Origin of the sequence: Endozoicomonas sp. ALB091 (assembly GCF_049310265.1) — a bacterium.
Lineage (GTDB): Bacteria > Pseudomonadota > Gammaproteobacteria > Pseudomonadales > Endozoicomonadaceae > Endozoicomonas.
The window spans coordinates 315,027-340,474 of record NZ_JBLYNQ010000001.1 but is presented as its reverse complement, the minus strand read 5'-3'; the positions used below and the strand labels follow the sequence as shown (position 1 = coordinate 340,474).

General features: G+C 57.9%; 15 protein-coding genes. 13 read left to right on the top strand and 2 right to left on the bottom strand.

The features are described from left to right. Positions 1-10 precede the first annotated feature (10 nt). Genes ACO6UX_RS01450 through ACO6UX_RS01430 form a run of 5 tightly spaced genes read left to right on the top strand, consistent with a single transcriptional unit; the run spans position 11 to position 6,330 of the window. The gene (locus ACO6UX_RS01450) at positions 11-2,782 is read left to right on the top strand and encodes a hypothetical protein (RefSeq protein ID WP_422444185.1); all 2,772 of its coding nucleotides are present in this window, start codon (positions 11-13) and stop codon (positions 2,780-2,782) included. Beyond that, positions 2,665-3,738 (top strand): tail fiber protein, encoded by a 1,074-nt coding sequence (locus ACO6UX_RS01445; protein WP_422444734.1) that lies wholly within the window; start codon positions 2,665-2,667, stop codon positions 3,736-3,738. Before ACO6UX_RS01450 ends, ACO6UX_RS01445 begins: the two co-directional genes overlap by 118 nt. A gap of 11 nt (positions 3,739-3,749) precedes the next feature. Next, positions 3,750-4,172, top strand: coding sequence for a hypothetical protein (locus ACO6UX_RS01440; RefSeq protein WP_422444183.1), 423 nt, complete (start codon positions 3,750-3,752; stop codon positions 4,170-4,172). Between the two features lie 11 nt (positions 4,173-4,183). After that, positions 4,184-4,696 carry a hypothetical protein gene (locus ACO6UX_RS01435; RefSeq protein ID WP_422444181.1) on the top strand — a complete coding sequence of 171 codons (513 nt, stop codon included), beginning with the start codon at positions 4,184-4,186 and terminating at the stop codon, positions 4,694-4,696. Further along, positions 4,693-6,330 (top strand): hypothetical protein, encoded by a 1,638-nt coding sequence (locus tag ACO6UX_RS01430; RefSeq protein ID WP_422444179.1) that lies wholly within the window; start codon positions 4,693-4,695, stop codon positions 6,328-6,330. Before ACO6UX_RS01435 ends, ACO6UX_RS01430 begins: the two co-directional genes overlap by 4 nt. Positions 6,331-6,441: 111 nt before the next feature. Here the strand turns inward: ACO6UX_RS01430 and ACO6UX_RS01425 are convergent, their stop codons facing one another. Beyond that, positions 6,442-6,738 carry a hypothetical protein gene (locus ACO6UX_RS01425; protein WP_422444177.1) on the bottom strand — a complete coding sequence of 99 codons (297 nt, stop codon included), beginning with the start codon at positions 6,736-6,738 and terminating at the stop codon, positions 6,442-6,444. Between the two features lie 45 nt (positions 6,739-6,783). Here ACO6UX_RS01425 and ACO6UX_RS01420 point away from each other — a divergent pair, with 45 nt between their 5' ends. The 6 genes from ACO6UX_RS01420 (at position 6,784) to ACO6UX_RS01395 (ending at position 10,634) form a co-directional block, all read left to right on the top strand. Then, on the top strand, positions 6,784-7,605 hold the full coding sequence (locus tag ACO6UX_RS01420) for a phage tail tip fiber protein (protein ID WP_422444175.1): 822 nt from the start codon (positions 6,784-6,786) through the stop codon (positions 7,603-7,605). A gap of 133 nt (positions 7,606-7,738) precedes the next feature. Further along, the gene (locus tag ACO6UX_RS01415) at positions 7,739-8,344 is read left to right on the top strand and encodes a hypothetical protein (protein ID WP_422444173.1); all 606 of its coding nucleotides are present in this window, start codon (positions 7,739-7,741) and stop codon (positions 8,342-8,344) included. 9 nt (positions 8,345-8,353) lie between these two features. Beyond that, positions 8,354-8,794, top strand: coding sequence for a hypothetical protein (locus ACO6UX_RS01410; protein WP_422444172.1), 441 nt, complete (start codon positions 8,354-8,356; stop codon positions 8,792-8,794). Then, positions 8,791-9,246: a GNAT family N-acetyltransferase gene (locus ACO6UX_RS01405; protein WP_422444170.1), complete on the top strand. Its 456-nt coding sequence runs from the start codon at positions 8,791-8,793 to the stop codon at positions 9,244-9,246. Before ACO6UX_RS01410 ends, ACO6UX_RS01405 begins: the two co-directional genes overlap by 4 nt. Continuing rightward, on the top strand, positions 9,246-9,806 hold the full coding sequence (locus ACO6UX_RS01400; RefSeq protein ID WP_422444168.1) for a hypothetical protein: 561 nt from the start codon (positions 9,246-9,248) through the stop codon (positions 9,804-9,806). The genes ACO6UX_RS01405 and ACO6UX_RS01400 overlap by 1 nt, the downstream gene beginning before the upstream one ends. Positions 9,807-9,809: 3 nt before the next feature. Then, entirely contained in the window at positions 9,810-10,634 is an 825-nt protein-coding gene (locus ACO6UX_RS01395) for a hypothetical protein (RefSeq protein WP_422444166.1), read from the top strand. On the opposite strand, the gene ACO6UX_RS01390 is transcribed toward ACO6UX_RS01395, so the two are convergent. Further along, entirely contained in the window at positions 10,631-11,098 is a 468-nt protein-coding gene (locus ACO6UX_RS01390) for a DUF29 domain-containing protein (RefSeq protein ID WP_422444164.1), read from the bottom strand. The genes ACO6UX_RS01395 and ACO6UX_RS01390 overlap by 4 nt on opposite strands. Positions 11,099-11,110: 12 nt before the next feature. Between ACO6UX_RS01390 and ACO6UX_RS01385 the strand changes: the two genes are divergently transcribed. After that, on the top strand, positions 11,111-12,757 hold the full coding sequence (locus tag ACO6UX_RS01385; protein WP_422444162.1) for a hypothetical protein: 1,647 nt from the start codon (positions 11,111-11,113) through the stop codon (positions 12,755-12,757). Positions 12,758-12,820: 63 nt separating this feature from the next. Continuing rightward, positions 12,821-25,366 (top strand): strawberry notch C-terminal domain-containing protein, encoded by a 12,546-nt coding sequence (locus ACO6UX_RS01380; protein WP_422444160.1) that lies wholly within the window; start codon positions 12,821-12,823, stop codon positions 25,364-25,366. Positions 25,367-25,448 lie beyond the last annotated feature (82 nt).

Genomic DNA, 25,448 nt, shown 5'->3' with positions numbered 1-25,448 from the left:
AGGCCATGTTGTGAGTGAGACTGTGATCGTCAATCTGCTGCCGGATAATTCCCTGGGGTCGGTAACCGTGGCCCTGGATGGCAACGTGGACCTTGCCCTGCTGACCAGCATTCAGGCGACGGTGACGGCGGATGCCCAGTCTGCCGACAACCACCGGCAGGCGGTGGCGGCCCAGGCGGCAACGGTTAAAGTGCAGCACGATAATGTGGTGGTCAAACACGGGGAAGTTGAGGCGGACCGGGCCGAGGTGTCTGCCCTGAAGGACGCGGTAGTGGCCATCGGTAATGAAGCAGCAACAGACCAGCAGCAGGCGGCTGCCGACCGGGCGGCAGTAGAGCTGATCCAGCAGGATGTGGCTCTGCGTCGGACAGGCATAGCCGCCACCCAATCGGATATTGCCATCAAGCACCAGCAGACCCTGGCGGCAGAGGCCCAGGTGCAACGACAGAGTGATGATGTGGACTGGCGGCATGAGCGGGTCATTGATTATCACAAAGCGGTGACCGCCAGTGAACATCGGGTAGCGTTGCTTCATGGCGAGGTCGAGGCCGACAGTGCCGACGTGACCGCCAAGCATCTTGAGGTCAGCCAGTGGCACACACAACTGGCAGGAGACCAGCAGCGGTTACTGGATCTGCAACAGGAGTTTCTTCAGGTTGCCCCCCAATACGAGCAACTGTTGGTGGATATTCAGGCGGCAGAGGCCAGTATCGGCCAGATCGACAGCAAGGTGACCGCCGTTGAGACCTGGCACGGCGAGGTGCAAATAGCACAATCGGACGTAGAGGCGGACCGGGCCGAGGTGGCCAGTCACCAGCAGGACGTTCAGACCCGGCAGGCGGACGTGGTTGCCCGGCAGAATGATGTGATTGCCCGGCAATCGGCCATCACCAGTGCCGCAGCGCAAGCCCTGAGTGATATAGCCAACGGTGGCAACACCGAGACCGCGAAGGTCACCGCCGAAGGGGATAGTCAAACCGCCCGAGTCACGGCGGCAGGTGACAACCAGTTTAACCGGATCAGCACCGCAGGCCAGGCGAAAGTGGACGATGCCACCACCCAGGCTACCAGCGCGGCCAGCAGCGCCAGTGCCGCCGCCAGCAGTGCCAGCAGTGCCGAGTCCCATAAAACCGGTGCCCAAACGGCACAAAGCCTGGCGCAACAGTGGGCACAAAACCCCGAAGACGATGAAGTCACCAGCGGCCAGTATTCTGCCCTGCATCATTCTGCCAAAGCCAAACAACAGGCTGACAGTGCCAGCAGTGACCGGCAGGCAACGAAAACCCTGCACGACCAGGCGGTGGTTCTGAAAGATGCAGCAGCCAGTAGCGCCAGTGCTGCCAGTGACAGCGAAACCAACGCCAGCGCCAGCGAAACCAACGCCGCCAACAGCGCCACAGCGGCCAGTGCCAGCGAACTCAGTGCCAGCAATGACGCGGCACAGGTAGCCAGTGACAAAACGGCGGTGGCCGGTTACCGGGATGAGGTGGAAGCAGACCGGACCGAAGTGGCCAGTAATACCGGGCTGACGTTGGGGTATCGGGACGAAGCGAAGACCGCACGGGATCAGGCGGTGAATGCGGCGGCTTCCATGGCCGGTGCCCTGACCGAAGCGGGCAACTTTGACGCTTCTGGCAATACCCTGCCACCGAAGCCGGTGGTCTCCACGTTCTGGAAGATTACCGCCGCCGGTACGCTGGATAACGTGGATTATGGCATCGGGGACTCGCTGGTTTACTCCCTGAATACCGACAGTTTTTTCAAGATCGACAACACGGAATCCGTCACCAGCGTCAATGGCCAGCAAGGGGTGGTTACCTTAGACGCCAGCGATGTGGGAGCCAAAGCGGACAGTTATGTGCCGGACTGGTCCGAGATCACCAATAAACCGGACGTATCGACACCGGCAGACCACAGCCATGCTATTGATGAAGTCAGCGGTCTACAGGTGGCACTGGATGGCAAAAGCGCCAGCGGCCACAGCCATTCCTGGACTGAGGTGACCGGCAAACCGACGGAGTTCAATCCGGCGAGCCATGGCCATGACTGGGCCGATATTACCGGCAAGCCTGCGGATTACACGCCAGCGGCCCATGACCACAACAGCCTGTATTACACCCAGACGGAAGTGGATGGCTTTTTGGCAGGGAAGTCAGACAGCCATGCACACCCTTACCGTGCCGATACCTGGGTGCCGAGCTGGGATGATATTACCGGCAAGCCCACCGACTTTGCTTCATCGGACCATGACCACGCCATAGCGGACGTGACCGGTTTGCAGGCCGCTCTGGATGGCAAGGCGACAGACGGGCATACCCATGGAATTGCGGATGTGACCGGTTTGCAGGAGGCGCTGAATGCCAAGCTGGCCGATGCCCCCGAGGACGGCAAACAACACGCTCGTGTTGATGGCGCATGGGCCGAGGTGGATGGGCTACCAGACCAGACGGGGCAGGCAGGCAAGACATTACAGACCGATGGCACCACGGCCAGTTGGCAGATGCCCAGTGGTGGGGGTGGGGATGTTACAGAAGCCCCCACAGACGGCAAGCTCTACTTCCGCAAGGACGGACAGTGGCAGGCCGTTGAAGACACCTATCTAGAATCCAGTCCGGTCGGTATCACCGCACTCTGGGATGGCAGCTCAACCCCCCTGCTGGCTGGCTGGAATGCAACGGGCAGGAGATTACCGAGAGCCAGTATCCTGAACTGTTTGCGTTGTACAAAGACCAGCAGCAGGCAGGTAAGGCATTTTTGCCTGATCACCGTGGCGAGTTCCTGAGAGGTTGGGATAATGGCAGAGGTGTTGATGACGGGCGGGCGCTTGGGAGTCATCAGGGGGATGCGATTCGGAATATTACTGGATCAATGGGACTCGTCGGCCATGTCGCTTCTGTGCATTACGGCCCCGCATGGGGGAATGCACCTTCACTCAGTGGGGCTATTGATGTAGCTAGGGGTTGGGCGCAAAACAGTACAACTCCAGTAGGTAATGCAGACCCGAATGCGATCAACGGATTTACCTTTGACGCATCCAAAGTCGTCCCCACCGCCAACGAAAACCGCCCCCGCAACAACGCCGTCATGGTTATCATCAAGGCGGTATCCGGCCCCAACCTGCTCTCCCAGATCGCCGTACCGCAACGCACCGTGATCAACGCCAGCACTGGCCAGCAGAACTTCAGCCACAGCTACGAAGTCGGGCGGCCTCTGTGGGTTTACATGAACGGCGTAAAGCTGATTCAGGGCGACGATTTCACTGCCACCGATGGCAGCACCATCAGCCTGACCCGCCCCCTTGTGGCCGACACCGACATCGAGATCGAGAGCTTTGGCAAGATTGTTCTCAGTGACATGATCGGTGACTCCACCCACGACGGGCAGAGCTACGTTCGCAAGGATGGGGCGTGGGTTACAGAAAAGATTGCGGATTATGCCTTGCTGGATTTTGGGACGGTGACAAAGAATAGCCGTTATGTGCAGGACAACCCGTTTGGTGATGCTTCGGTAATTTGTTATGCGGAGGTTTTTTTTAACGGTAACTGGGGCCAAGCATATATGATTTGGGCCGATGGCGGATTTGGTACTCAAGGTTCGCAGTGGGGTAATCAGATTGTTGTTCAAACGGGTCGGCATGAAGTTTTGAATAGCCCGAGAAACACGGGAATGCCGCATGGTGCTGTTGCTGGTTTAACCTCAGGCCTCTGCCGCGTCCACGTCTGGCGAGTCGGCGTCTAAAGGAGATTACCATGAGCAAAGCAAGAGACACCCTGGACGCACTCTCCCTGACCAACGCCCCCGACGATGGCAAGCAGTACGTTCGCAAGTACGACAACTGGGAAGAAGCGCCGGTGACGGGGTATGCGTTGTTGGATTTTGGGACGGTGACAATTAATAACCGTTATGTGCAGGATAATCCGTTTGGGAATGACACGCCTGCTTTGTGTCTGCTTGAGATTTTCCATAATAACAAATGGTCTGATCCTGAGTGGATTTGGTCAGCGGGTGGTTGGGGGACTGCGGTTCAGTTTGTGTCGGGAGAAGGTATTGTTGTAGTTACTGGTAACAGATATATAGCCTACAACTCTCAAGAATCTGGTGGCGCACATACTGGCACATTTTCACTCACTTCAGCCCCCTGCCGCGTCCACGTCTGGCGCTTAGAAGGATAAAGGAGAAAACAATGTCACGGACGATATTCGCAAAACCCGACACCAACGAACAGACCATTGACCTGCGTGAGTCGCCGGTCTGCCCTGACGGTTTTATCAAAATGCAGGCCGAGCGCCCCGAACAGGGCGATTACATAGCCCAGGCCGATGGCACATGGCTGGAAGTGGTCGCCAGTCTTGACGAGACCAAAGCCGCCAAACTCAAAGAGATTAACGACTGGGCAGACCAAACCTTGAGCAAGATCACGTCTGCTTATCCGCATCATGAAGTGGTGAGTTGGGACAAACAGGAAGCCGAGGCTCGAAAGTTTTTGCTCGACAGCGGTGCCTACACACCTTTGCTTGATGCGTTGGCAGCGGCTCGTGGTATTGATAAAGCAGAACTGTGTCAGCGGGTGGTGGTTAAGGCCGAGTTGTTTCAGCAGTTGACCGGGCAGGTGTTTGGGCAGCGGCAGAAGCTGGAGGATTTGCTGGATCAGGCGGACAGTGTTGAGGCGGTGGAGGCTATTGAGGTGACTCAGTGAAAATCAGCATTGGCACACAAGGCTTCCGGGGCGAGATGCCCGGCGTGGACCCGACCCTTCTGCCGGAGAATAACGCCACGGTGGCCCGTAATTGCCGGTTGTTGACCGGGGCCATTATGCCTCTACGTGCGCCCCTGGATTACGGTGTGGTGCAAAAGAGTGGCACCCAGCAGAGTATTTACCGTTATAACGCCGTGGCCGGGGATATGAACTCCGGCAGTATTTTTACCTGGCCGGAGGTGGTGGATATGGTGCGGGGGCCGGTGCGGGAGAATACTCAGGAGCTGAGTTATTTCACCGGCGATGCCTACCCGAAGCTGACCGACAGTTCCCTGGCCACAACGGGCAGTGTCTGGCCGGGGGGCGCTTACCGGCTCGGGGTTCCGGCTCCGGCGTCGGTGCCTGTGGTGACGGTGGAGGGAGCGGCCTCGGATGATGCCGCCGATGTGCGTTCACGGGATTATGTGGTGACCTATCTGGCTCAGTTGGGCTCGCTGGTGATGGAGGGTGCGCCATCGTTGGCCACGGCCATTGTGGATGTGTCCGGTGCCCAGACGGTGAAGCTGACCAATCTGCCGTTGGTGCCAACGGGTAATTACAATATTACCGGCCTGCGGCTGTACCGGCGGGTGACCAGTGGCCAGAACCAGAATTTTCTGCGGGTGACGGATTTGCCCATTGGTACCAGCGAATGGACCGATAGCGTTCCCGATGCCTCGATCCCCGGCGATCTGCTGGTCAGTCAGTTGTGGGATGTGCCACCGGCTGATTTGCACAGTCTCGGGGCGCTGGCCAATGGGTTTTTGTTCGGGGCCAGTGGCTCGGATATTTGTGTCAGCGAGGCGTTCCGGCCCCATGCCTGGAATCCGTTTGCCCGTGTGCCGTTGGGGGAGCGCATTGTCGGCACCGGGCAGTTGAACGGGGCCATTGTCGCCATTACCGGCAGGAATCCGTACCTGATCACGGGCACCAATCCGGCGGCGTTGTCGGCCCAGGAGGTGTTTATCAGTCAGGGTGGCGTGAGCAAGCGGTCCATTGTTTCGGGGCAGTTTGGCTGTGTCTATGCCTCACCGGACGGGCTGGTGCTGCTGAGCGGTCAGGGGTCCGGGGTGTTTACCGATCAGTTGATGACCCGTGACCAGTGGCAGGCATTGAACCCGTCCACCCTGCTTGGGGCGGTGCATGAAGAACAGTACGTTGGGTTCTACAACAACGGCACGCCACAGGGCTTTATTTTTGACCCGGACAACCCCGAGCGGGGCTTTATTTTTACCGATCAGGCGGTGGATGCGGCTTACCGGGACGGTCTGGGGGATTCGTTGTGGGTGGTGCAGGGGGACCAGGTTCGGTTATGGGATCAGGGCACGCCACTGACCTACCGCTGGCGTTCCCGTCCGTTTGTTTTTACTGCCCAGGTGACCATGACCGCCGGGCGGGTGCTGGCGGATGCCTACAGCGACCTGACCTTCCGGCTGATTGTCGATGATGTGGTCCGCCATGAGCAGGCAGTGACCAGCGCCCAACCCTTCAGGATGCCGTCGGGCTATGGGGGACGGGTGGTGCAGGTGGAGGTGGAGGGGACGGGCACGGTTCGCCAGCTTGAGGCGGCGGAGAGTGTGAGTGAGCTGGTGTAGGATTGCAGTGGTAGTCGATCTCGAAAATTATATAGGCGATGGTGGCCAGAAACACCAGCGCAACCATGACGTGCAGTGCCACACTACCCCGGAATAATGGATCTTTCCGGCTCATGGCTTTGGCTCCGAGAGTTTCTGGACGATCCATTCCAGTTTTTGTTCTAGGCGACACAGCCGGTCGTGGTCGCCGGTGGCCAGTTCTTCCATGCGGATCAGCCGCTCGTGGTCATCGTTGACCACCAGTTCCAGCGTGGCCACTTTTTCACTGGTTTCCCGCAATTCTGCCAGTAGCTGTTCCTGTAAGTCGCACCAGGTTCGGTGCTTTTCTTCGTCTTTAACGATCAGTTGTTTTTTCAGGTGCATCACGTCCTGTTCCAGTTTCAGGAGGCGGTAGGACTGGTCGGCCATAAGATACTCCTTTTTTTTTATTTGGGTAGCACGGAAGCATAGTCAATGAGCAGCGATTCCGAGAACAAAAAGCCGGGCATTATTGATCCGCCCATGAATGTGCAGGACAGCTTTACGTTGCAGACGTGGATGCGCCAGATGACTGAGGCGATGCGTGAGGCCACCGGGCAGATCGGGGGCATTGGCCAGTCGTTTGTGCGCTTTGATGATCTGGTGGCCGGGGGGGTGCTGACGCCGGTGGACCAGAATCAGCAGGCGGCGGTTGCCAGTGTGGCCGGTGACAGCTATCAACCGGTGATTTCCGGCAACAGTCCGGTGTATGACCTGGCACCGCCACCGGCTCCCGGTCAGTTTCAGATTGCCAACGGTTTTTTTACCGTGCTGCTGAGCTTTGATTTTCCCGATGCCGCTTACCAGATGTATGCGGAAATCTGGCGCAGCACCACCACCGTTCAGGCGGACGCCACGCTCCATGGTACCGCAGGCTCGGGGCGCTTTACCGATCAGGTGGGGCCGGATGATACCGCGTATTATTACTGGCTGCGTCTGGTCAAGGTGGTGGGCGAGGCCAAGGTCTATGGCCCCTGGTTCAGTGATACCGGGATGCCGGGGCAGGCCCAGGGGACACTGGACGGTGACTATATCGAGCAGGCCACCATTAAGGATGCCGCCATTCACAGTCTAGGGGTGGACAAACTGGTGGGGAATATTGCCGATTTTGTGATCGCCAATATTAGCGAAGGCTCCATCACCAACGCCATGATCGGCAATGAGATTTACAGTACCGGTTTTGTGCCGGGGTATACCGGCTGGCGCTTGTCCAAGGGGGGGAGGCGGAGTTTTCCAATATTCTGGCCAGGGGGATGATAGAAGGGTCGATTATCCGGGGGTCGGTGGTTGAGGGGGGCTTTTTATCCAGTCGGATATTCAGATTACCCGGCCTACGCAAGCGGATACCGGTTCGCAACCCCGTTATCTGTGCCTGGCATCAACGTCTACCGTGTCCGCCTCGGCCTCGCTGTCGTCGAACAGTACCAGTCTGACCGGTCCGGTGCTGGATCTTTATTCGGCCAATTACAACCTGGCCGGGGTGCGGTCTTATGGCGATGGCAATAATACGGAAGACGTTTATGTGCCTCTGAATCGCTATCCGAAATACGCCATTAACCCGGACGTGACGATTTTCCTGTCCCCGAGTGGGCAGAATAACGGCACCGGTAGCTGCCAGCTCAGGATTTTTGCCCGCAAGCATGACGGGACTTCTGTGCAGGTTCACGCCCTGTCCCTGAGTTATCCCCGGATATACAAAGATGAAGGCATTTCTCAGCAGGATGCGAGCAATTACACCAACAGGACCGATCTGTTGAATTATTCCTGGGGCACCATTGAACACCGGATTCAGGGGTATTCTTACACCACGTCCATACCGGGTGTATCTGTCTTGTTTTACCGGGGTGTCCGGCAGTCGATTCAATGGATCGTGACTATTGATGACCTGCCGTTTGCCTACGATGCCAATGACTATACCGGGCTGTATGCGGTGGTGTCGGCATCGGATTACGTCAAACAGGTGACCATGACGGACGTGGTGGCCAGTTATCTTTGAGGGTCATGGATGAAAGCGAAACCCCTTTTATTACCTGACGATCAGGCGACCTATCTGGTGATCGGGGCTACCCGTGAGGCGCAGCAACTGGCGTATCGTATCGGTCAGCAGTTGACGCCGGGGCAGGTGAGTTATTCCCCCCAGTTTCACCGGCGGGAGTCGGCCAACTATATCTATTCGGCAGTGCCGGTTCACCCACGGGATTTCGTTGACCGCAGTGAGATACGGGCGATTTACCCTATCGTACCGTCCCTGGTCAGCGGGGCTACGGCCTCACAGAAGTTGCTGACGGACGGTGACTGGCAGACACTCAGGGATATTGAGCGGCAGTTGCTGGCGATGCACGACGCGGGCATCTGGGCGTTACCGGAGGACGTGCGCCAGCGGCTGCTGGACCGGGAGCAGATGCGTACCGAGGTGGACAACGAACTACAGGAGCAAACCCCATGAACATACGCCACGCCACCATGGACGATCTGCTGGATGTGTTCCATCTGGCCAAAACCATGAACGCAGAGACCATTCACTACGCCGGGTTCGATTTTGACGATGAGAAGTCCATGGCCTATCTCATTGAGCATGTGAAACACCCCTCACGGATGCTGACGGTGGCCGAAAGCCTCGACGGTGAGGTGGTGGGCTTTATGCTGGCGTCGGCCACTACGACCTTTTTCGGCAACGATGTGGTGACCCGTGATGACGCTTTTTATGTGCTGCCCGGTCACCGGGGGCAGGGGGCGCTGAAGGGGTTTTTGCTGACCTATCAGCAGTGGGCCGCCACGCAGAACCCGAAGTTTGTGCATATCGGGGTGTCCCAGGGCATTAACGATGAGCGGACGGTGGCCAGTTTGCAAAAGGCAGGCTTTGAGCCATTCGGGACACTGTTAAGGAGGGCGGGCTGATGTGTGGCGGCGGAGGCAGCAGCAGGGTCGAGAAGGCTGGACCCTATGAGCAGAAACTGGTGGAACTGAGCCGTAAACGGCTGGATGAGTACAAAAAGATGTATATCCCCCTGGAGAATGACCGGATGGCCGAGGCCAGGGTGGCAAAGTCCGACAGCAAGGTGCAAAGCTATACCAATGACGCCACGGCAGCGGCCCGGCTGAACAGTGCCGTGCCTTCAGCCGCGCCGGTGGGCGGTGGCAAGCTGCAAGCGGTGATGGCGCAGCAGCAGGGTAACCGGGTGAGCGGTATCAGTGCCTCCATGGGCAATCAGGTGGCCCATGACCAGTACGCTAACCGGATGTTGCAGATGACGGGGCTGGGCAGGCAGCAGTCCGGGCAGTCGGTGAGTACTACCGGGGCGGCGGCGTCCAGGGAGGTGGGCACGGCCATTGCCCGGTCCCGGTCAGATTCCATGGTGTCCAGTGCCAAGTACGGTATGTATGGTTCCATTGCCGGGGCCGGGGCGGCCTGGGCCCATGAAAAGCATGACCTGTTCGGTCTGAACAAGGAGGCATAGCGTATGTGCGGTGGCGGTGGCGGATCAGTGGTTAAGGACCAGTCGGTGCAGCGGGAGCAGGCCCGTATGGCCCAGGAGCTGGAGGATGATTACCAGCTGCGGTTTATGCCCATTGAGCGGGAGTTGTTGAACTATGCCCGTGATCAGGGCCAGATCGGGCAGGCGGCCACGGCGGCCAAGGCCACGGCGGGGCAGGTGTTTGATGCCGGTGCCGGGCAGGCCGAGCGGTCTCTGGCGGGGTTTGGGGCCAGTATGACCGCCTCACAACAGGCGGCCACGGCTCGGTTGAATAATCTCAATCGCAATGGGGCTCAGGTCATGGCGGCCAACAGCGCCCGTGAGGCCACCGATACCCGGCTGGATAACCTCGGTTCCCAGATGATGAATCTCGGGCGACAGGCCCAGGGGCAGGGGTTGAGCGGCTTTAATTCGGCGGCAGGGCTGGAGAATCAGCGCAATCAGGCGGCCATGCAGGTAGCAGCGCAGAACCGGGCCGGTACTTACTCCGCCATTGGCTCGGTGGCGGGGATAGGAGCCAGTCTTATGATGATGTCCGACAAAAACGCCAAGCAGAACATCAAGCCCCGCTCCGATGAGCAGGATATGGCCGATGCCCGCAGTTTTGACAATTATGAGTACGATTATAAGCCCGGTATGTCGGCGGGACGGTCTGAGAAAGGCCATGTGGGCGGGATGGCCCAGTCCATGCCGGAGTCCATGAGCAATGGCAAGGCGGTGGATGTGGGCGATGTGGCCATGGTGGCCATGGGGGCGATTCGCAATATTGACAAGCGTCTGAAGAAGATGGAACAGCGCCGGAACGGTTAATCCGGCAGCCAGTCTTCCGTCATGATCTGATTGAACGTCCAGGGGATTTGCTCGGGAAAGGTTTTCCGTGGCAGGTCGGTCTCTTTGGCAGCTTCCAGCACGGCGTAGCCATACGCTTTGGTGAGTATGTCATCCAGCATGGGCTTCAGGCCGGGGCTGTCCTGCAAACGGTCAGCACTGCGGTGGCGTTGTTCGGTGATGGTGAGTCGCCAGCTCCGGCATTGTCGTTCCGGCTGGTATGTCCATTTCAGCAGATGAGAGAGCAGTTTGCTTAACCGGCTGACCAGGGATCGGTATTCACTGCGCCCCATACTCAGAATTTCCTCGGTGAGATTGGTGATGTCCAGTTGATCGAGCTTTCCGGTACGCAGTAGCTCGGCCTGCTGCTGCGTCCAAGAATAGAAATCGGTGTGGTAAAGATTGTTCATGGCTTCCCCTCCCTTAACCCCGTAACTGTAGACCATAAGGAATATTTTATGAACGGATCAGGCGCTGACGCCTTTGCCGGGGGCTTTGCCCGTGGCTTTGGCATGGTCAATGATTTTTATGACCGTAAGGATAAGAAGGAGTACCGGAATAAATTGCTCGGGATGCAGGAGGCGCAGCATGAGCGCACCATGAGCAAGCTCGATAATGACATTAAGGCTCAGGAGAACGCCTTTACGGTGCAGAAACTTCAGGGTTTGCTCCATTTTGCCAGTAACCCGAAAAACCAGTCCATTGCCCAGCAGGCCATTGTTGACGGGTTGAATAAGATATTGCCGGAGGAAGTGGGCGAGGGAAAGCGCATTACGTCTGTGACACCGGCAGGGGCGATGATGAGCCCGGATACCCGAGCGCCGGACAGTTGGGAAAAGATGTTTTTCGGGGTGGAGAGTACTTTGCCCGATGGCAGCAAGAGCCAGAGTTATCTGTCACAAAACCGCTCGGCAGACCCCAAAGACCCGTTTATGGCCATTGGCGGCGATCAGGCCATTGATTTTGTCATGCAGCACCCGAAAGGCTTTGATCTGGTGAATTATATTGAGGGCCGGATTCTGGAGCTTGGGGGTAAGTTGCCGGAGCGGTATGGGGCGATTAAGCGGGAGGGGAGCATTGTCTACCAGGAAGGGTTGAACGGGGGCAAGCATAATGTCATGGGCAGTGATGGGCTGGCCGTGCAGAATGCCAAAAACGCAGCCGCCGGGGTCAATGGTGGCATTAAGCATCCCGATAAAAGAGCCTACGAAGAAGCGGTGCAAAAGGCAGCCCGGATTTTGTACGGCGGCAGCCTGAACGATGATGGTATCGCCATTTTCGACAGTGAAGAGAACAAGGTGCAGTACACGCAAGCGGTGGAACTGGCCGATCAGTTACTCAAGGAAAGCGCTTACACGTTGTCGGCACCGGCATTGGTGGGGATTATCTACCGGGAAGGCAGGCAGCTTACGGAAAAGGAGTTGTGGACCGAAGCAGAGGCACAGCTAACACAGGAAGGGGTGACCTCATGGTTTGGTGGGCCAAACAACGACATGATCCGCAACCGGGTAGAGAAGCTGAAGGCCGAGAGCAAGGACGCGGCTACCAGGGTACGGCAATACCTGGGCATGACCGGCACGACGAAGACGGAAGAGTCGCCCGCAGCAAAAGGCGGTATGGGGGCAGCGGATAAACCCGCCGGGAGTAATAAGCCAGCAGGCGACAACGGCCAATATACCGACTTCTATCAACTCAGACCCGAACAGCAGCAAACCATCGTGCGTAATGCCGCCAAAAACCCGGTGCAGCAGGAGCGGTTTATCAGGACGTTTGGGCAGCAGACCTGGGATGCTGAGATGAAGAAAGGGCAGGGGAAGCCGGAAACCAAGCCAGAACCCAAACCGGCAGCAGGGGGAGAGGACAAAACACCACCGTCCACAGTGCAGATACCCACCAACAGCATTACCCCCCTGGTGGATATGATCGGTTCGGGCTTTACCGGCGCACGGGACTATATACGCGAGTTCAGGAAGCATCAGGAGGGTTTTTTGGCAGCGACCAGTGGCCCGGCTGCCGATTTCCGGGCGGTGTATGGCCGTAACCCGACCAGTATTGCCGAGCTGGGGCGGTTTATTAGGCAGAACTTACAGGCCAAGCAACGCTAGTGACACGGACCGTTGTCCGGTAACCTCCACTCAGGATTTTTTTCAGTCAGGGATTGACCACCTATGTACACACCGGAACAGCTCGATGCCATGTTTCCCGAGAACGGGGACGGGCAGGATGAGCAGCACAGTACCACTTCGCAAAACCTCACCAGTGACAGCGTCGAGAACGCCGAACAACACGCCCCCCAAAGCAAGGCCATGAGTCCCGAGGAGGCCATGCGCTATGTGCTCAAGGGTGACGCCCCGCGCTACGGGCAGGAGACCTTTGACGAAAATGATTACCTGCGTTCCCAGGCCGAGGACAAGACCAGCCGGTTTGTCCGGGGTGCCATGCGGGTGGTCAGCAGTATTCCCAAGGCGTTGGCGGAGTTTGGCAGTGCCACGGTGGATGGCTATGACCCGGAGTTACACCCCTATTATCAGGCGGGACGGGCGCTGGATGAATGGGTGCTGGATAATTTCCAGATCAACCCGGCCTATAACAATGACCTGACCAGCCATCTGTCCGACGGGGCCGGTTCCATTGCCGGTACGCTGGCCGGGGGTGCCTTTGGCCGGTTGCTGAAGTTGCCAGCGGCCATTGGTGGTGCCGTGATGGGTGGCACGACCATCAGCGTTGAAGGGGTGGAGGACTATTTGCGTACCGTGGATGAACAGGGACTGGAGGCCGATCTTGAGGAACGCAAGATGGTCGCCCTGTACAACGGCATTCAGGGTGCAGTCACTGAAGGGTTTTCGATCTGGCGCATTTTTAACCGGATAGACCGGATAACCCAGGGCGGTATCCGCAAGAACATCAAGCATATTGCCAAAGAAGGTGCCTGGGGTTCGGTGGAAGAAGCCACTACCGAGGTGCTGCAATCGGTGGCGCAGAACCTGATCGCCAGTGATGTGGTGGGCTATGACCCCGACCGCAGACCGATCACTGACGAAACCATTATCGGCGGCGAAGTGGGCAGTATTCTCGGCTTCTTTGTCTCCGCCGGGGCAGCGGCCATCGGGGTAAAAAGGGTCAATAAAAAGCTGAATCAAGTGGTCAATGAGATGGACACCAATCAGCAGGCCATGGATGCGGTGAAAAAGCGCCGGGACGATGCCCTGAAGAATGGGGAACCGGCGGACACCGTGGCCGATATTGAGCAGGAACTGGAGGAATTGAAAGACCGTCAGCACGATCTGGAAATGGAAAAGTCGGTGCTGGATAAGGTGGTGGATACCGGGGAGAGTGATACGCCGCCGGAGGTTCCCGAAGGCTCGGAGGAAATGGCCGATGAGGTGGGAGAAGAAACCACCGGGGAGAGCGACGGTGATCTGGCTCAGGAAGCGACTGTTACGGAAAAGACTGAAGAAGAAGATTCGCAGCCTGGGGACACTCAAGGAGTCGAGACTGACCCCGAGGCTGCGACGGGCAGTGAACGACCCATTGAAACTATAGGAGCTGAACCGGCAGCAGAGGCAGTACCGGCGGATGAACGGGCGGTAGCACCGTTGGATGGGCAGTCGGAACCTGACACGGTGGCACAAGAGGAAGATGGTTCCCCGTCCGGTACTGAGGGTCAGTTGGGTGATCGCCTGGAGGCCACGGAGGAGGCTGACCCACAGACCGGGGGGGATCACTCTACCCTACCAGATAATGAGGCAGGGTCAACCGAATCACTCACCACAGAACCCACAACCCAAAACCCACAACCCACAACCCGAAACACACAACCCACCTACCCCCAAAACCAGGACTGGAGCTACGGCGATACCGTGTCTGGCCTGAGCGAAGGGCAGCAGGCCGATACCCGCACTGGGCGCAAGACCACCGCATTCCCAAGGGTTGGCACCGGCAACAAGGGCCAGTTGAAGAAAACCCGCAAGCGCATTAACCAGTGGCTGATCGACAATGCCAGTGCCGAGGCCGACAGTCGGGGCGATGAGTTTAACGGGCGGATGTTCCGGGCCATGCAGGCCGACAATATGAGTCCGGCGGACCGGGACCATGCGGAGTCTTACCTGTTTGATGGTGATTCTGCTGACCCAGTGCCGCCGAATGTGCCAGAGCCTTCAGCCGGGCAAGAGCCTTCAGCGGATAAAGAACCCGTAGCGGAGCCGGAAACCGCCACAACGCCAGTTCAAACGCCAGTTCAGGAGCCTGAAACCGCTGATCAGGCTCCACAAGACCCGACCCCCAGGACGGGGGAAGTGCCACCAAGCGCCGGGAGCGCGACTGGTGCACCCGAGAATACTGACCAACCTGAAGCCAAAACTGACCAACCCACGGCCAAACCCAAACAACGCACCCTGCGTAGCAAGAAACGCAATAAGAAACGCGCTGAACTGTCCGAGGAAGAACAGAAAGTCCTTCAGGATATGAAAGACCTGATGGATGACTCCTTTGGCAAGGGTGGCACCCTGGGGATGAACATTGACCCCGTGGCCACCGCCAAACTGATGGCCCAGGGGGCAAAACTGGGCAGGATTTACCTGGAAAAAGGCTATCTCAAGTTTGCCGACTGGGCAGATTCGATGCTGGATGCCCTGGGTGAGCGTATTGAGCCTCTGCTTCAAGAGTTGTATGGCAGTCTGAAAAGCAGTCCCCATACCCCGAAAGAGCTTCGCCACGCCATGGACGATACGGAAACCGTGGCCGAGTTCGATATGGACAGCCTGTACGAGTCCGAAGAAACCGACGCCGAACCAGAGGCCCACTCCGACGCCAACCTGATCAACGCCCTGGCCGAGCGGCTGAAAACCGGCGGTTTCGAGAACAACCGGGCACTGAAACAGTTTATTGCCGACCAACAAGGGATTCAGGTTCGTGATATTGCCGACGCTGACTTGAAGCATTATCAGGAGTTGACCGAGGCGGCCATGACCACCGCCATTGGGCCGTTGGTGGGCAAGGCGTTTGTCAAGGATCATTTTGACCGGGTGGTGCGCATGTATCAGCAACTGCCCCTGCTTAATGTGCGCACTTCCGATTCCGTGGAACGTCAGGCGTATTCCACCCCGGCTCCGCTGTCGTGGATCGCCTCGGCCTATACGATGCTCACCCATAAGCATTCCAGCCTGGACAATACCGCCGGTAACGGTGCCCTGCTGGCCGGTGCCAACCGGGAGAAGGCCATTGTCAATGAGCTGGACCCGTTGCGGGTGCAGAATTTGCGGCATAACGGCTTTACCGTGTCCAACCTCAATGCCGTGGGCAATATCCAGCAGATTACCGGCGGCAAAAAGGTGGACCGGGTGCTGGTGAATCCGCCTTTTGCCAAGCTGGCCAAACCCATCGAGAAGGACGGGTATCAGATCGTCAAGCTGGATCACCAGTTGGCCGCCGAAGCCCTGGACGCCATGAAGGACGACGGGAAAGCCGTGCTGATTGTCGGGGCCACCAAAGAACGGGGCGGGATGACCGACAGTGAGCGTCCGTTCTTTAACTGGCTCTATTCCCACTATAACGTGGTGGATCACTTTGAGGTGGATGGCAAGCTGTACGAGCGCATGGGGGCCAAGTGGCCGGTGCGGATGCTGGTGATTGACGGGCGGGTGAAGTCGGAGAAATTTGCACCGCCCAATGGTACGGTAGAACGGATTGATAGTTGGGAAGGATTGTATGAGCGTTATCAACGATATTCGCAGGGAAATGAATCAGACAACGGAGTTCTGGGCACCGACAACCAGCCCGCACCGGGCACTGATGACGGTCCACAAGGCGGTGGGCGAAGCAATGACCCCCGCATTGCTGCGGGAAAAACTGGAGATGAGGCTGGAGATGCTGCTGGCCAACGCGACGGAGCAGGAGTGGGCCGAGGCACAGACACAGGTGCGGGAACTGGCCAGTCTGGACGAGCCGGGAGCCGCCGGGATGGCGCTGGAACAGAGCGAGAAGCTGGCGATGCTGGTGCAACAGATTCAGTGGGACCGGGAGGACGTAAAAACACCGATCCAAAAAGCGGAAGCCAGGCGGAATCTGCAAGAGCAAACGCTGAGCAACTGGCTGCCAATGCTGCGTTAGCCTCCGACTATCAGGTGCCTTATCAGGCCACGTCAGCGGGCTTTAATGAGGGCATCCTGACCCCCCGTAATCTGGGCGAGGCGATCCATGAAGCCCTGTCCAGCCTGCAAACACAGTTAGGTACGTCCCTGGATGCGTTTGTTGCCGAGCAGTTGGGCTATGGCTCGGTCAACGACCTGCATAAAGGGTTGATGGGGCTTCAGGTGGATGCCGTGGCGGCCTCGATTTTCAATATCAAGCGGGGACAGGCGGTGGTGATTGCCGATCAGACCGGCGTGGGCAAGGGGCGACAGGCGGCGGCCATTCTCCGTTATGCCCTGGAGCATGAGCTGACGCCGGTGTTTATCACGGTAGACCCGGCCCTGTATAACGATATGTGGCGGGATTTGACCGATATTGGCGAGACCCGGATCAAGCCATTTATTTTTAACGAGAACCGGGGCATCGAGGTGGAGAATGCCCTGGGTGAGAAAGAAACGCTGTTTTCCCGCCGTGGCAGTGCCCGACGCCATGCCCTGGAGTTGCTGGAAAAGAAAGGGCGATTGCCCGAGGGCACCAATGCGGTGTTTGTCAGCTATCCGCAGCTCAACAAGATGAGCAACCGCCAGCAGCGGGCGCTGGGCAATATTATGGATAACGCCCTGCTGGTGATGGATGAAGCCCATAAGGCGGCGGGGGATTCCAATACCGGCACCTATTTTCGGGATCTGGTGCAGCAGGCCAGGGGGACGGTGTTTTTGTCGGCCACCTGGGCTAAACGCCCGGATAACGTGCCGCTTTATGGGGTGACTTCGCTCGGCCAGGCGGTGACTAATGTCAGCGATCTGCCCGATATTATGCAGACCGGTGGCCTGCCCCTGCAAACCATTGTCTCCAATATGCTCGCCCGTGAGGGGCAGTTGTTCCGCCGGGAGCGGTCGTTTAAGGGGATCGAGTTCAAGACCAAGATCCTCGGCCATGACAGTGCCGTGGAGAAAGCCCGGCAGGTGCAGGTGGCGGACACGCTGACCGGCATTCTGCGTGGCGTGGTCCATGCCAACAGCGCCTTTTTGAATCTGGACGTGAAGGCCATCAAGCAGAAACTTCAGAAGGAGACCGGCGGTTCGGCCAGTGGCTCCGGCAATAACAAGGCGTCTACCACCGTCAATGCCGCGCCGTTTACCTCCGTGAGCCATAACGCCATTGCCAATATGCTCTACCTGACCAAGCTCGATGTGGCGGTGGATGAGGCGATTGCGGCTTTCAAGCGGGGCGAGAAGCCGTTTCTGGTGGTGGATAAGACCTTTGGCTCGTTCCATGATGATTTTGTCAGCAAGCGCAAGCTGACAGCGGGCAATGAGGTGGACGATTTTGGCTTTCATCATGTCCTGGAGCGGATGGTGGATCGCTCCCGCACGGTGACCATCAGGGACCGCACCGGTAAAGAGATGAAGGTGATGGTGCCTATGGCGGAGCTGAATCCGGCGACTCGGGAGCTGTATAACGAGGTTTATCAGAGCATTGAGGAAGCCCGCTCCGTTACCGATGACCTGCCCGGTTCGCCCATTGATTACCTGTACCAGAAGCTGACCGATGCGGGTCTTCGGGTGGGGGAGATCACCGGCAGGCAGTGGCTGTTTCAGCAACGGGACGGCAAGACCTGGCTGGAACCGCGCACCGATACGAATAAGACCGGGATTGTCCAGAGCTATAACAGCGGCGAGCTGGATGCCCTGATCGTCAACCGCTCCGGTTCCACCGGGCTGTCCATGCACGCCTCGGAGAAGTTTGCCGACCAGAAGGTGCGCCACATGATTGTGCTGGAGGCGGACCTGGACATTAACCAGTTTATGCAGATGCTCGGGCGCATTAACCGCCATGGGCAGGTGCAATTGCCCCTCTATACCCTGCTGCAACTGACGCTGCCCGCCGAGAAGCGGCTGGCGGCCATTCTGGCCATGAAGATGCAGAGCCTGAACGCCAATACCTCCTCCGATACCGAGAGCGATAACTCCCTGAAGCAGGTGGTGGATATGCTCAATAAGTACGGGGATGAGATTGTCCGGGACTTTTTGTTGTCACGCCCGGATATTGTCGCGGATACCGGGTTCTCCGTATCGGACGGGGCGGTGCCACAGGATTTGGCCAAGAAGTTCTACAACCGCTTGAGCCTGATGCCGGTGGCGTTTCAGGAGCAGGTTTACGAAGAGGTGGAGCCGGTCTATCAGGAGTACATTGAGTTCCTGGACAAGACCCACCAGAACGAGTTGAAACCCAAGGTGCTCGATCTCGATGCCCGTGTGCTGGAACGCCGGGAACTGGTGCCCAAAAAGCCGGGGAGCAGTGTGTTTTCTGCGCCGGTCATGCAGGACAAGCTCAACGTCAAGCTACAGGGCAAGCCTCCCCGTCACGATGAGGTGCAGGCGGCAGTGGACAAGGCCACCGCAGAGAAAAGCGCCAGCCAGCAGTTGCATGAACTGGTGGCCGAGATGGGGCAGGACAAGGGGTATATCCGCAAGATTGAGGACAAGATAAGCCGTATTGTTCAGCAGCTGGAGAACCCGGAGCAGCTTGACGATAAGAAACGGTCACAACTGTCTGCTGAACTGATGAAGCTGAAGGGGCAGAAGGAGCAGTATGACCGGCAGGAGCAGCAGTTGACCAATTACTGGTTGCCGCAGATGACCTTGGGAAGCTGGACCCGGATTCGTCTGGAAGGGACGCCCACGGTGGCCGTGGTGACCGGTATTCAGTATCGCCACAGCAACGGCCAGGGGAATCCGTTTTCGCCCTCCAAGCTCAGTGTCCGGTTTTTGGTGAATAATGTCGTGCGTCAGGTGCAGTTGCCCCTGTCCAAGCTGTTGTCGGGGGAGGCGGGCGACCGGCTGTTTATGGGCCAGTTAAGTGCCCATGAGATCCGGCCCGAAGAGATTTTTACCGGCGAGAACCGGGGCGGTAACCGGGAAGAACGCTATATGATCACCGAGAACCTGCTGCAAGGGGTGATGGAGTCCGAGCGCCGGGGGCAGGTGGTCAGCTATACCGATGAACACGGCAAGGTGCAGCAGGGGTATCTGTTGCCACGGAATTTTGACCCGGCCACGGATGTTAAGGATACCGTCAACCTTCAGAGCATGACCGAGGTGATGGCCTATATCGCCAAGGCCCGTGAGGTAGGCGGCGATGCCCTGCGGATCGGCCTGCGTACCCGTCGCAAGGGTGCTTATGTGGCGCTGAACGCCGACAGCGTGGAACTGGTGGCCCCCAAGTCGAAAAGGGCCGGTCACGATATTTGGGGTAACCAGGAGCTGCTGGCGATCACCGGCGATTTTGTCAGCCGGGGCGAGACCATGCGGGTGACGGTGGGGAATGATAAGGCCGAGGCGGCGCTGGCGCAGTTTATGACCCTGGAACCGCTGTTTATTCCCCGCACCCTGAAGCCGGTGCTGGATCAGGCGTTGGGGCGGCAGAACCCGGACGATAGCCAGGTGCGGTTCAGTCGCACGGATAAGCCCAAGCGACCTATGAAAGCCAGCCGGGTGAAAAGTGCCATTGCCGATACCGCCCGAGCCTTTAAGCCGAAGGTGCGGGTGGTGCAGAGCGTCAATGAGCTGCCGGAGCATGTGCTGGCCAAGGCCGGGCAGCATTCCGATGGTGCCGATGGTATTCAGGCGGTGTATGACCCGGATACCGGCAAGCAGGGCACGTTCTGGATGGTGGCCGATCATCTGGCCAACCCTGCCGAGGCCCGGCGTAAGCTGATCCATGAGGCGACCCATTACGGGCTGCGTCGCTTCCTGAAAGACCCGGCCCTGTTGAACCGTACCTTGCGCCAGATTGGCCGGGATATTCCCGCCGATGACCTGAAGCGGATCGCGGACGGGTATGAGTTGAATCTCAACAAGCGGGAGGATTACCTGGAAGCGGTGGAGGAAGTGCTGGCCCATTACGCCGAGCATTTGCCCGAGGCGGGGTGGTTCCGGCGGGCGGTGGCGAAACTGCGGCGGGTGATGCGTCGGCTGGTGCCGTCGTTGCGGTGGACGAAGAACGATATTCATGGGTTGTTGACTGAGGCGCGGCGGGGGGCTCGGGAGCCGGTGGGTAAGAAAGGCCGGGAGGCGGTCCGGTTGGGGCTGGACCCGGAGATGGAGCGCCAAAATGGGCAGGAGCCGACAGCGGAGGTATTTTATTCCGCCCTGAAGCGTAACGTCTGGCTGTTGCCCATGGAGCGGGGGACAGGGGAGCAGTTTCTGAAGTTTATGCTCAAGTCGCCCCTGATGAAACAGGAGGAGATGGACTGGATCGGGCTGACGGAGTATCTGCAAGACCGGAAGAACAAACCCGTAACCCGTGAGGAGATCACCCGCTATGTGAATGATCGGGAGGTGGTGTTGCGGGAGGTGATCGGTGATGAAATATCCGGCAACGGGAATAAGCCGACCCGGTGGTTCACCAGCTCGGTGGAAGATGCTTATGAGATGGATAAAGCGCAGCGGAGTAGTTACCGCAATTTTGTCCTGTATATGCCCGAGGTGCTGACCGGCGGTAGCCTGAAACCGGACATTTACGACACTTCCCTGCGCTATTTGAGGAATGGCCACGTGCCCCGCAACTGGCATATCGGGTTTGCCGATGAGAGCGAGGCCATGCCCACCGAATCCGACGCCAAGTGGTTGCGCAAAAAGGCGGGAAAGCCAGAGTTGGTGCTGCGCCATAACGGCAGTTTAGAGGTGATGCTGCCGGTGAGTGATACCAGTGGCCGGGCGCTGATTAAGAAAGCCTATGAGTATCTGAAGAATAAGCCAGAGTACCTGACACAGCCTTTACAATACGGGCATAACCACTTTGAACAGGATAATACGGTGCTGTTTACCCTGACTGTGGACCGAATGACCCCGGACGGTAAGAAAATGCTCCATATTGAGGAAATCCAGTCAGACTGGAACCAGAACGCCAACCGGAGTTCACAGAGAATCAGCCGCCGGGAGACCCAGAGACTGGAGCGGACAAGCAAGACCCTGCGACGGCTGATGGCTCGCAAGGAGCGGCAGATGCAGCAGGAACGACGCCGGATGAAACGCCACCTTAACCACCAGGAAGCCGCAGAGGCTCAGCGGGTGCTTGACCGGCTGCAAAGGGATCTCGATTATTTGGTGTCCAGTGAGGTTGTTACGCGAAAGACGTTTGAGGACGCTTACAACCGAGACAAGAACGTAATGGACCCGCCCTTCCGCAAAAGCTGGCCGGTACTGGCCTGGAAACGGATGCTGCGCTTTGCCGCCGAGAATGGATATGACGGGGTAAGTTGGGCCACCGGGGAGCAGGTGGCGTTGAAGAACCGGCGGTTGTACCAAGTTCAGCATGTCGCCGTCGGAATTGAAATAAATAATGATAATGTTGTCAGGTTCAATCTGTATTGGTATGAGGATAAACCTTCAGAGCTAAGCTATTACAGTGCAAAAAAAAGGGGGCAGGACTTGAGTGCCTTGCAAATGGCAGAATTATTGGCACCCCATGCTCCCGAGCTACTGGAAAAGGTCAATATCGCTTTGGACGATCTGGGCCTGCAACTGGATGTGACCGGGTTGAGTGCGTATCAAGCTGAACAGTACATTAAGGAAAACTACGATCTGCAAGCGAAACTGGACGATCCCATCTGGGTAGGCGGCGACTTCTACAAAGGTGTTTATAACAACACCCTGCCCTCCGGCGTCAAGAAGCAGGTCAAGGGCTACGGAGCCAAGGTAGAAACCGTCGAGGTGCTGCACGGCAAGGGCGACCCGTTCAATACTGAGAACACCACAACCCGACCGGTCCACGGTGTCATGCTCAACGATGGCCTGAAAAATCTCGCCCTGCACAAAGGCCAACCCCTGTTCGCCCGCCAGATGAACCAGCAACCGCAACTGAACCCGGATATGCGCGACGACGTGGGCTGGATGGACAAGCTGTTCCGCCTGCCTTTCCGGCTGTTGGGCGGGGTGGATGAGCGCAACCGCTACAATCCGCTCTACAAAGGCACAGAGAAGGTGATCGAGTGGGGCAGCAGCCGGTACGATAAACTGGGCGAGGCGGAAAAAGGCTCGTTCAGTAAATGGCTGCACACCATGGGCGAGGCGGCAGCCTGGGGGATGGTGGATCAGAAGAATGTGCCCGAGGACTATAAGGTGCGGGATGCCCAGCGCAAGGGGGAGGCGAACCGTTGGGTCCGTGAGGGCATGAAGCTGATCGACGGATTGTATCAGAGCGGGATTAATGCCCGTGAGTCAAAGTTGATGTACGACTGGGTAGTGGGCGATGTGGCCGACGCCGATCCCCGGCTGCAAGAGCTGAGTGAGCCGGTCAAGGACGTGATGAAGAAAATGGGCGAGCTGGCCGTCGAATATGGCTGGATTACCCGTGAGGCGTTTGAGCGCCACAAGGGGTTCTATCTCCATCGCAGTTATTTCACCCATGAGCATTTTGACCAGTCCCGGCTGCAACGGTGGTTTGATAGCCGGATGCGGGCACGGCGCAAGAAGGTTCATGCGGATACCTTCAAGGGGCGGGGCAAGTTCAGGGCGGAATCCCTTAATAAAGTGCTCAGTGAGATCAATAAGCACGCCCCTGACTGGTATGCACAGCAGGTCAAGGCCAATAATCCCAACCTGGAAGGGGTGACGTTGACAGTGCTGGAGAAGGTCCGCAGCGATGGCAAGGTGGCCCACCGGGTGTACTGGCCTGAAGGGGTGGCGATACCGGACGCCTTCAGCACCTACACAGAGCAGCCAGCCATGAAGGTGCGGGCGGTGCGTGAGAGCCCTGGCAAGAACCAGCTTTATCTGTACCGGGACTATACCCGAGCCGAGCGGGAGCAGATGGGGGAGATTTTTGACCTGCGCTATGCGGTGGCCCGGACCTTCCATACCATGGCCAATGATCTGGCCATGGGGCATTTCTATAAGGATATTTCTGAGAAAGAAGAGTGGGCGGTAGAGGCCACGGCGGAGAATCTGGAAACCCTGAACTGGACCAACCCACGGTCACGGTGGAATACCCTGGCTCTGGTGGAGCATGAGTGGGTCCGGGTGCCCACCACCATGATCAAGAAGGCTAAGGCGTACCAGTGGGGCAGGCTGGCCGGTACGTTTGGCGAGGATGGCAAGCCGGTCAAGGAGTCGGGCTATCTGGTCCGGTCCGAAATCTGGAAAGACCTGAATGAGATCATGGAGCTGAACAAGCCGACCACCTGGCGCTGGCTGATGAGCCAGTACAAGCTGAACAAGACCGCCCGTTCCCCGGTGACGCACATGAATAATATTATGAGTAACTTTGTGCTGGCCGATCTGCTGGACGTGCGTTTTGCCGATATATGGGATGCCCTGAAGTCCATGAAAGACCGGGATGAACGGTTGGTGGAGGCGGAGGATTACGGGGTGTTTGGCAGCAGTATGGCCGAGGTGGAGTTGCGGGAGAAGTACCTGACGCCCCTGTTGCGGGAGTTGCGGGCGGCCAATGTCCATACGGTGCCACAACCGGCCCGGCAGAAGATGGCGTTGTTTGCCGCGCTGGACAAGGTGGGGCAGGCGCTGAGAACGGCGGACAGCAAGGCGACACAGCTTTACCAGTTAGAGGACGACCTGTTCCGGATGGCGGTGTACCTGAAACGGACCCGGATCGGGGATTCCCCCGCCGAGGCAGCACTGGCGGCCCGTAAGCAGTTTATTGATTACGATATTCGGGCTCCCTGGATCAATAGCCTGCGTCAGACCATTATGCCGTTCCTCAGTTATAACTACCGGATCATTCCCCTGCTGGCGGACGCTGCCCGCAAGCGGCCCTGGAAGCTGGCCAAGTACATTACCATTGCCGAGGCGATGATTATGGCGGCCTATGCCCTGACCGGAGGCGATGAGGAGGAGGAGTACCGGGCGCTGCCGAAGCATTTGCAGGGTAATTCGTCCATTGGTATTCCCGGTATTGAGAAAGTGAATCTGTTTGGCCGGGATATTCGGTTGGGCGTTAGAAAGGCGATACGGCTGCCGATGCGAGATTTTTACGGCGACCCGATGTTTATTGATATTACCCGTGACCTGCCCGGCGGCGATGTCACCGAGACCGCTGGCCACGGAGCCATTGAGGTGCCGGTGGTGGTGCAGTGGGGCGGCCCGCTGGTGACGGCCATTGAGTTGCTGTTCACCAATAAGAGCAGTTTCACCGGCCAGCCGATCACCAATGAACTGAGTGATACCGGGATGGAGAAGGCAGGCAAGATGGCCCATTACGCCTATCAGGCGATGATGCCCAACTGGCCCATTTTGCCCGGTACTCATGCCTGGAACCGGGTGGTGAATCGCCCCGATGGCGGGTTGCAGTCCATGACCAATAAGCCTTATGACCGGGCTACAGAGATTATTAACAGTCTCGGCATCAAGGCCCGTGGCCAGAATACCAGGGCCAATAAGGCGATGCAGGCGCTGGAGAATCAACGGTATGAGCGGGAGATTCGTACCGGGCTGGATAATCTGAAACGACAGCTACGGCGGGGAGATATTGACCGGGCGGAGTTTGATCAGGGGGTTGAGATGCAGAAGGGGCATATCAAAAATCTGAAGAAGAAGATTGATAAGGAGCAGGGGCGGGAGTAGTGGGAGTGACGCACTCAACCGAATGCCTGGAAAACCAAAACGTGTTTTCTAGTTTCTAATTTCTAAGCTGCCTGTACGGCAG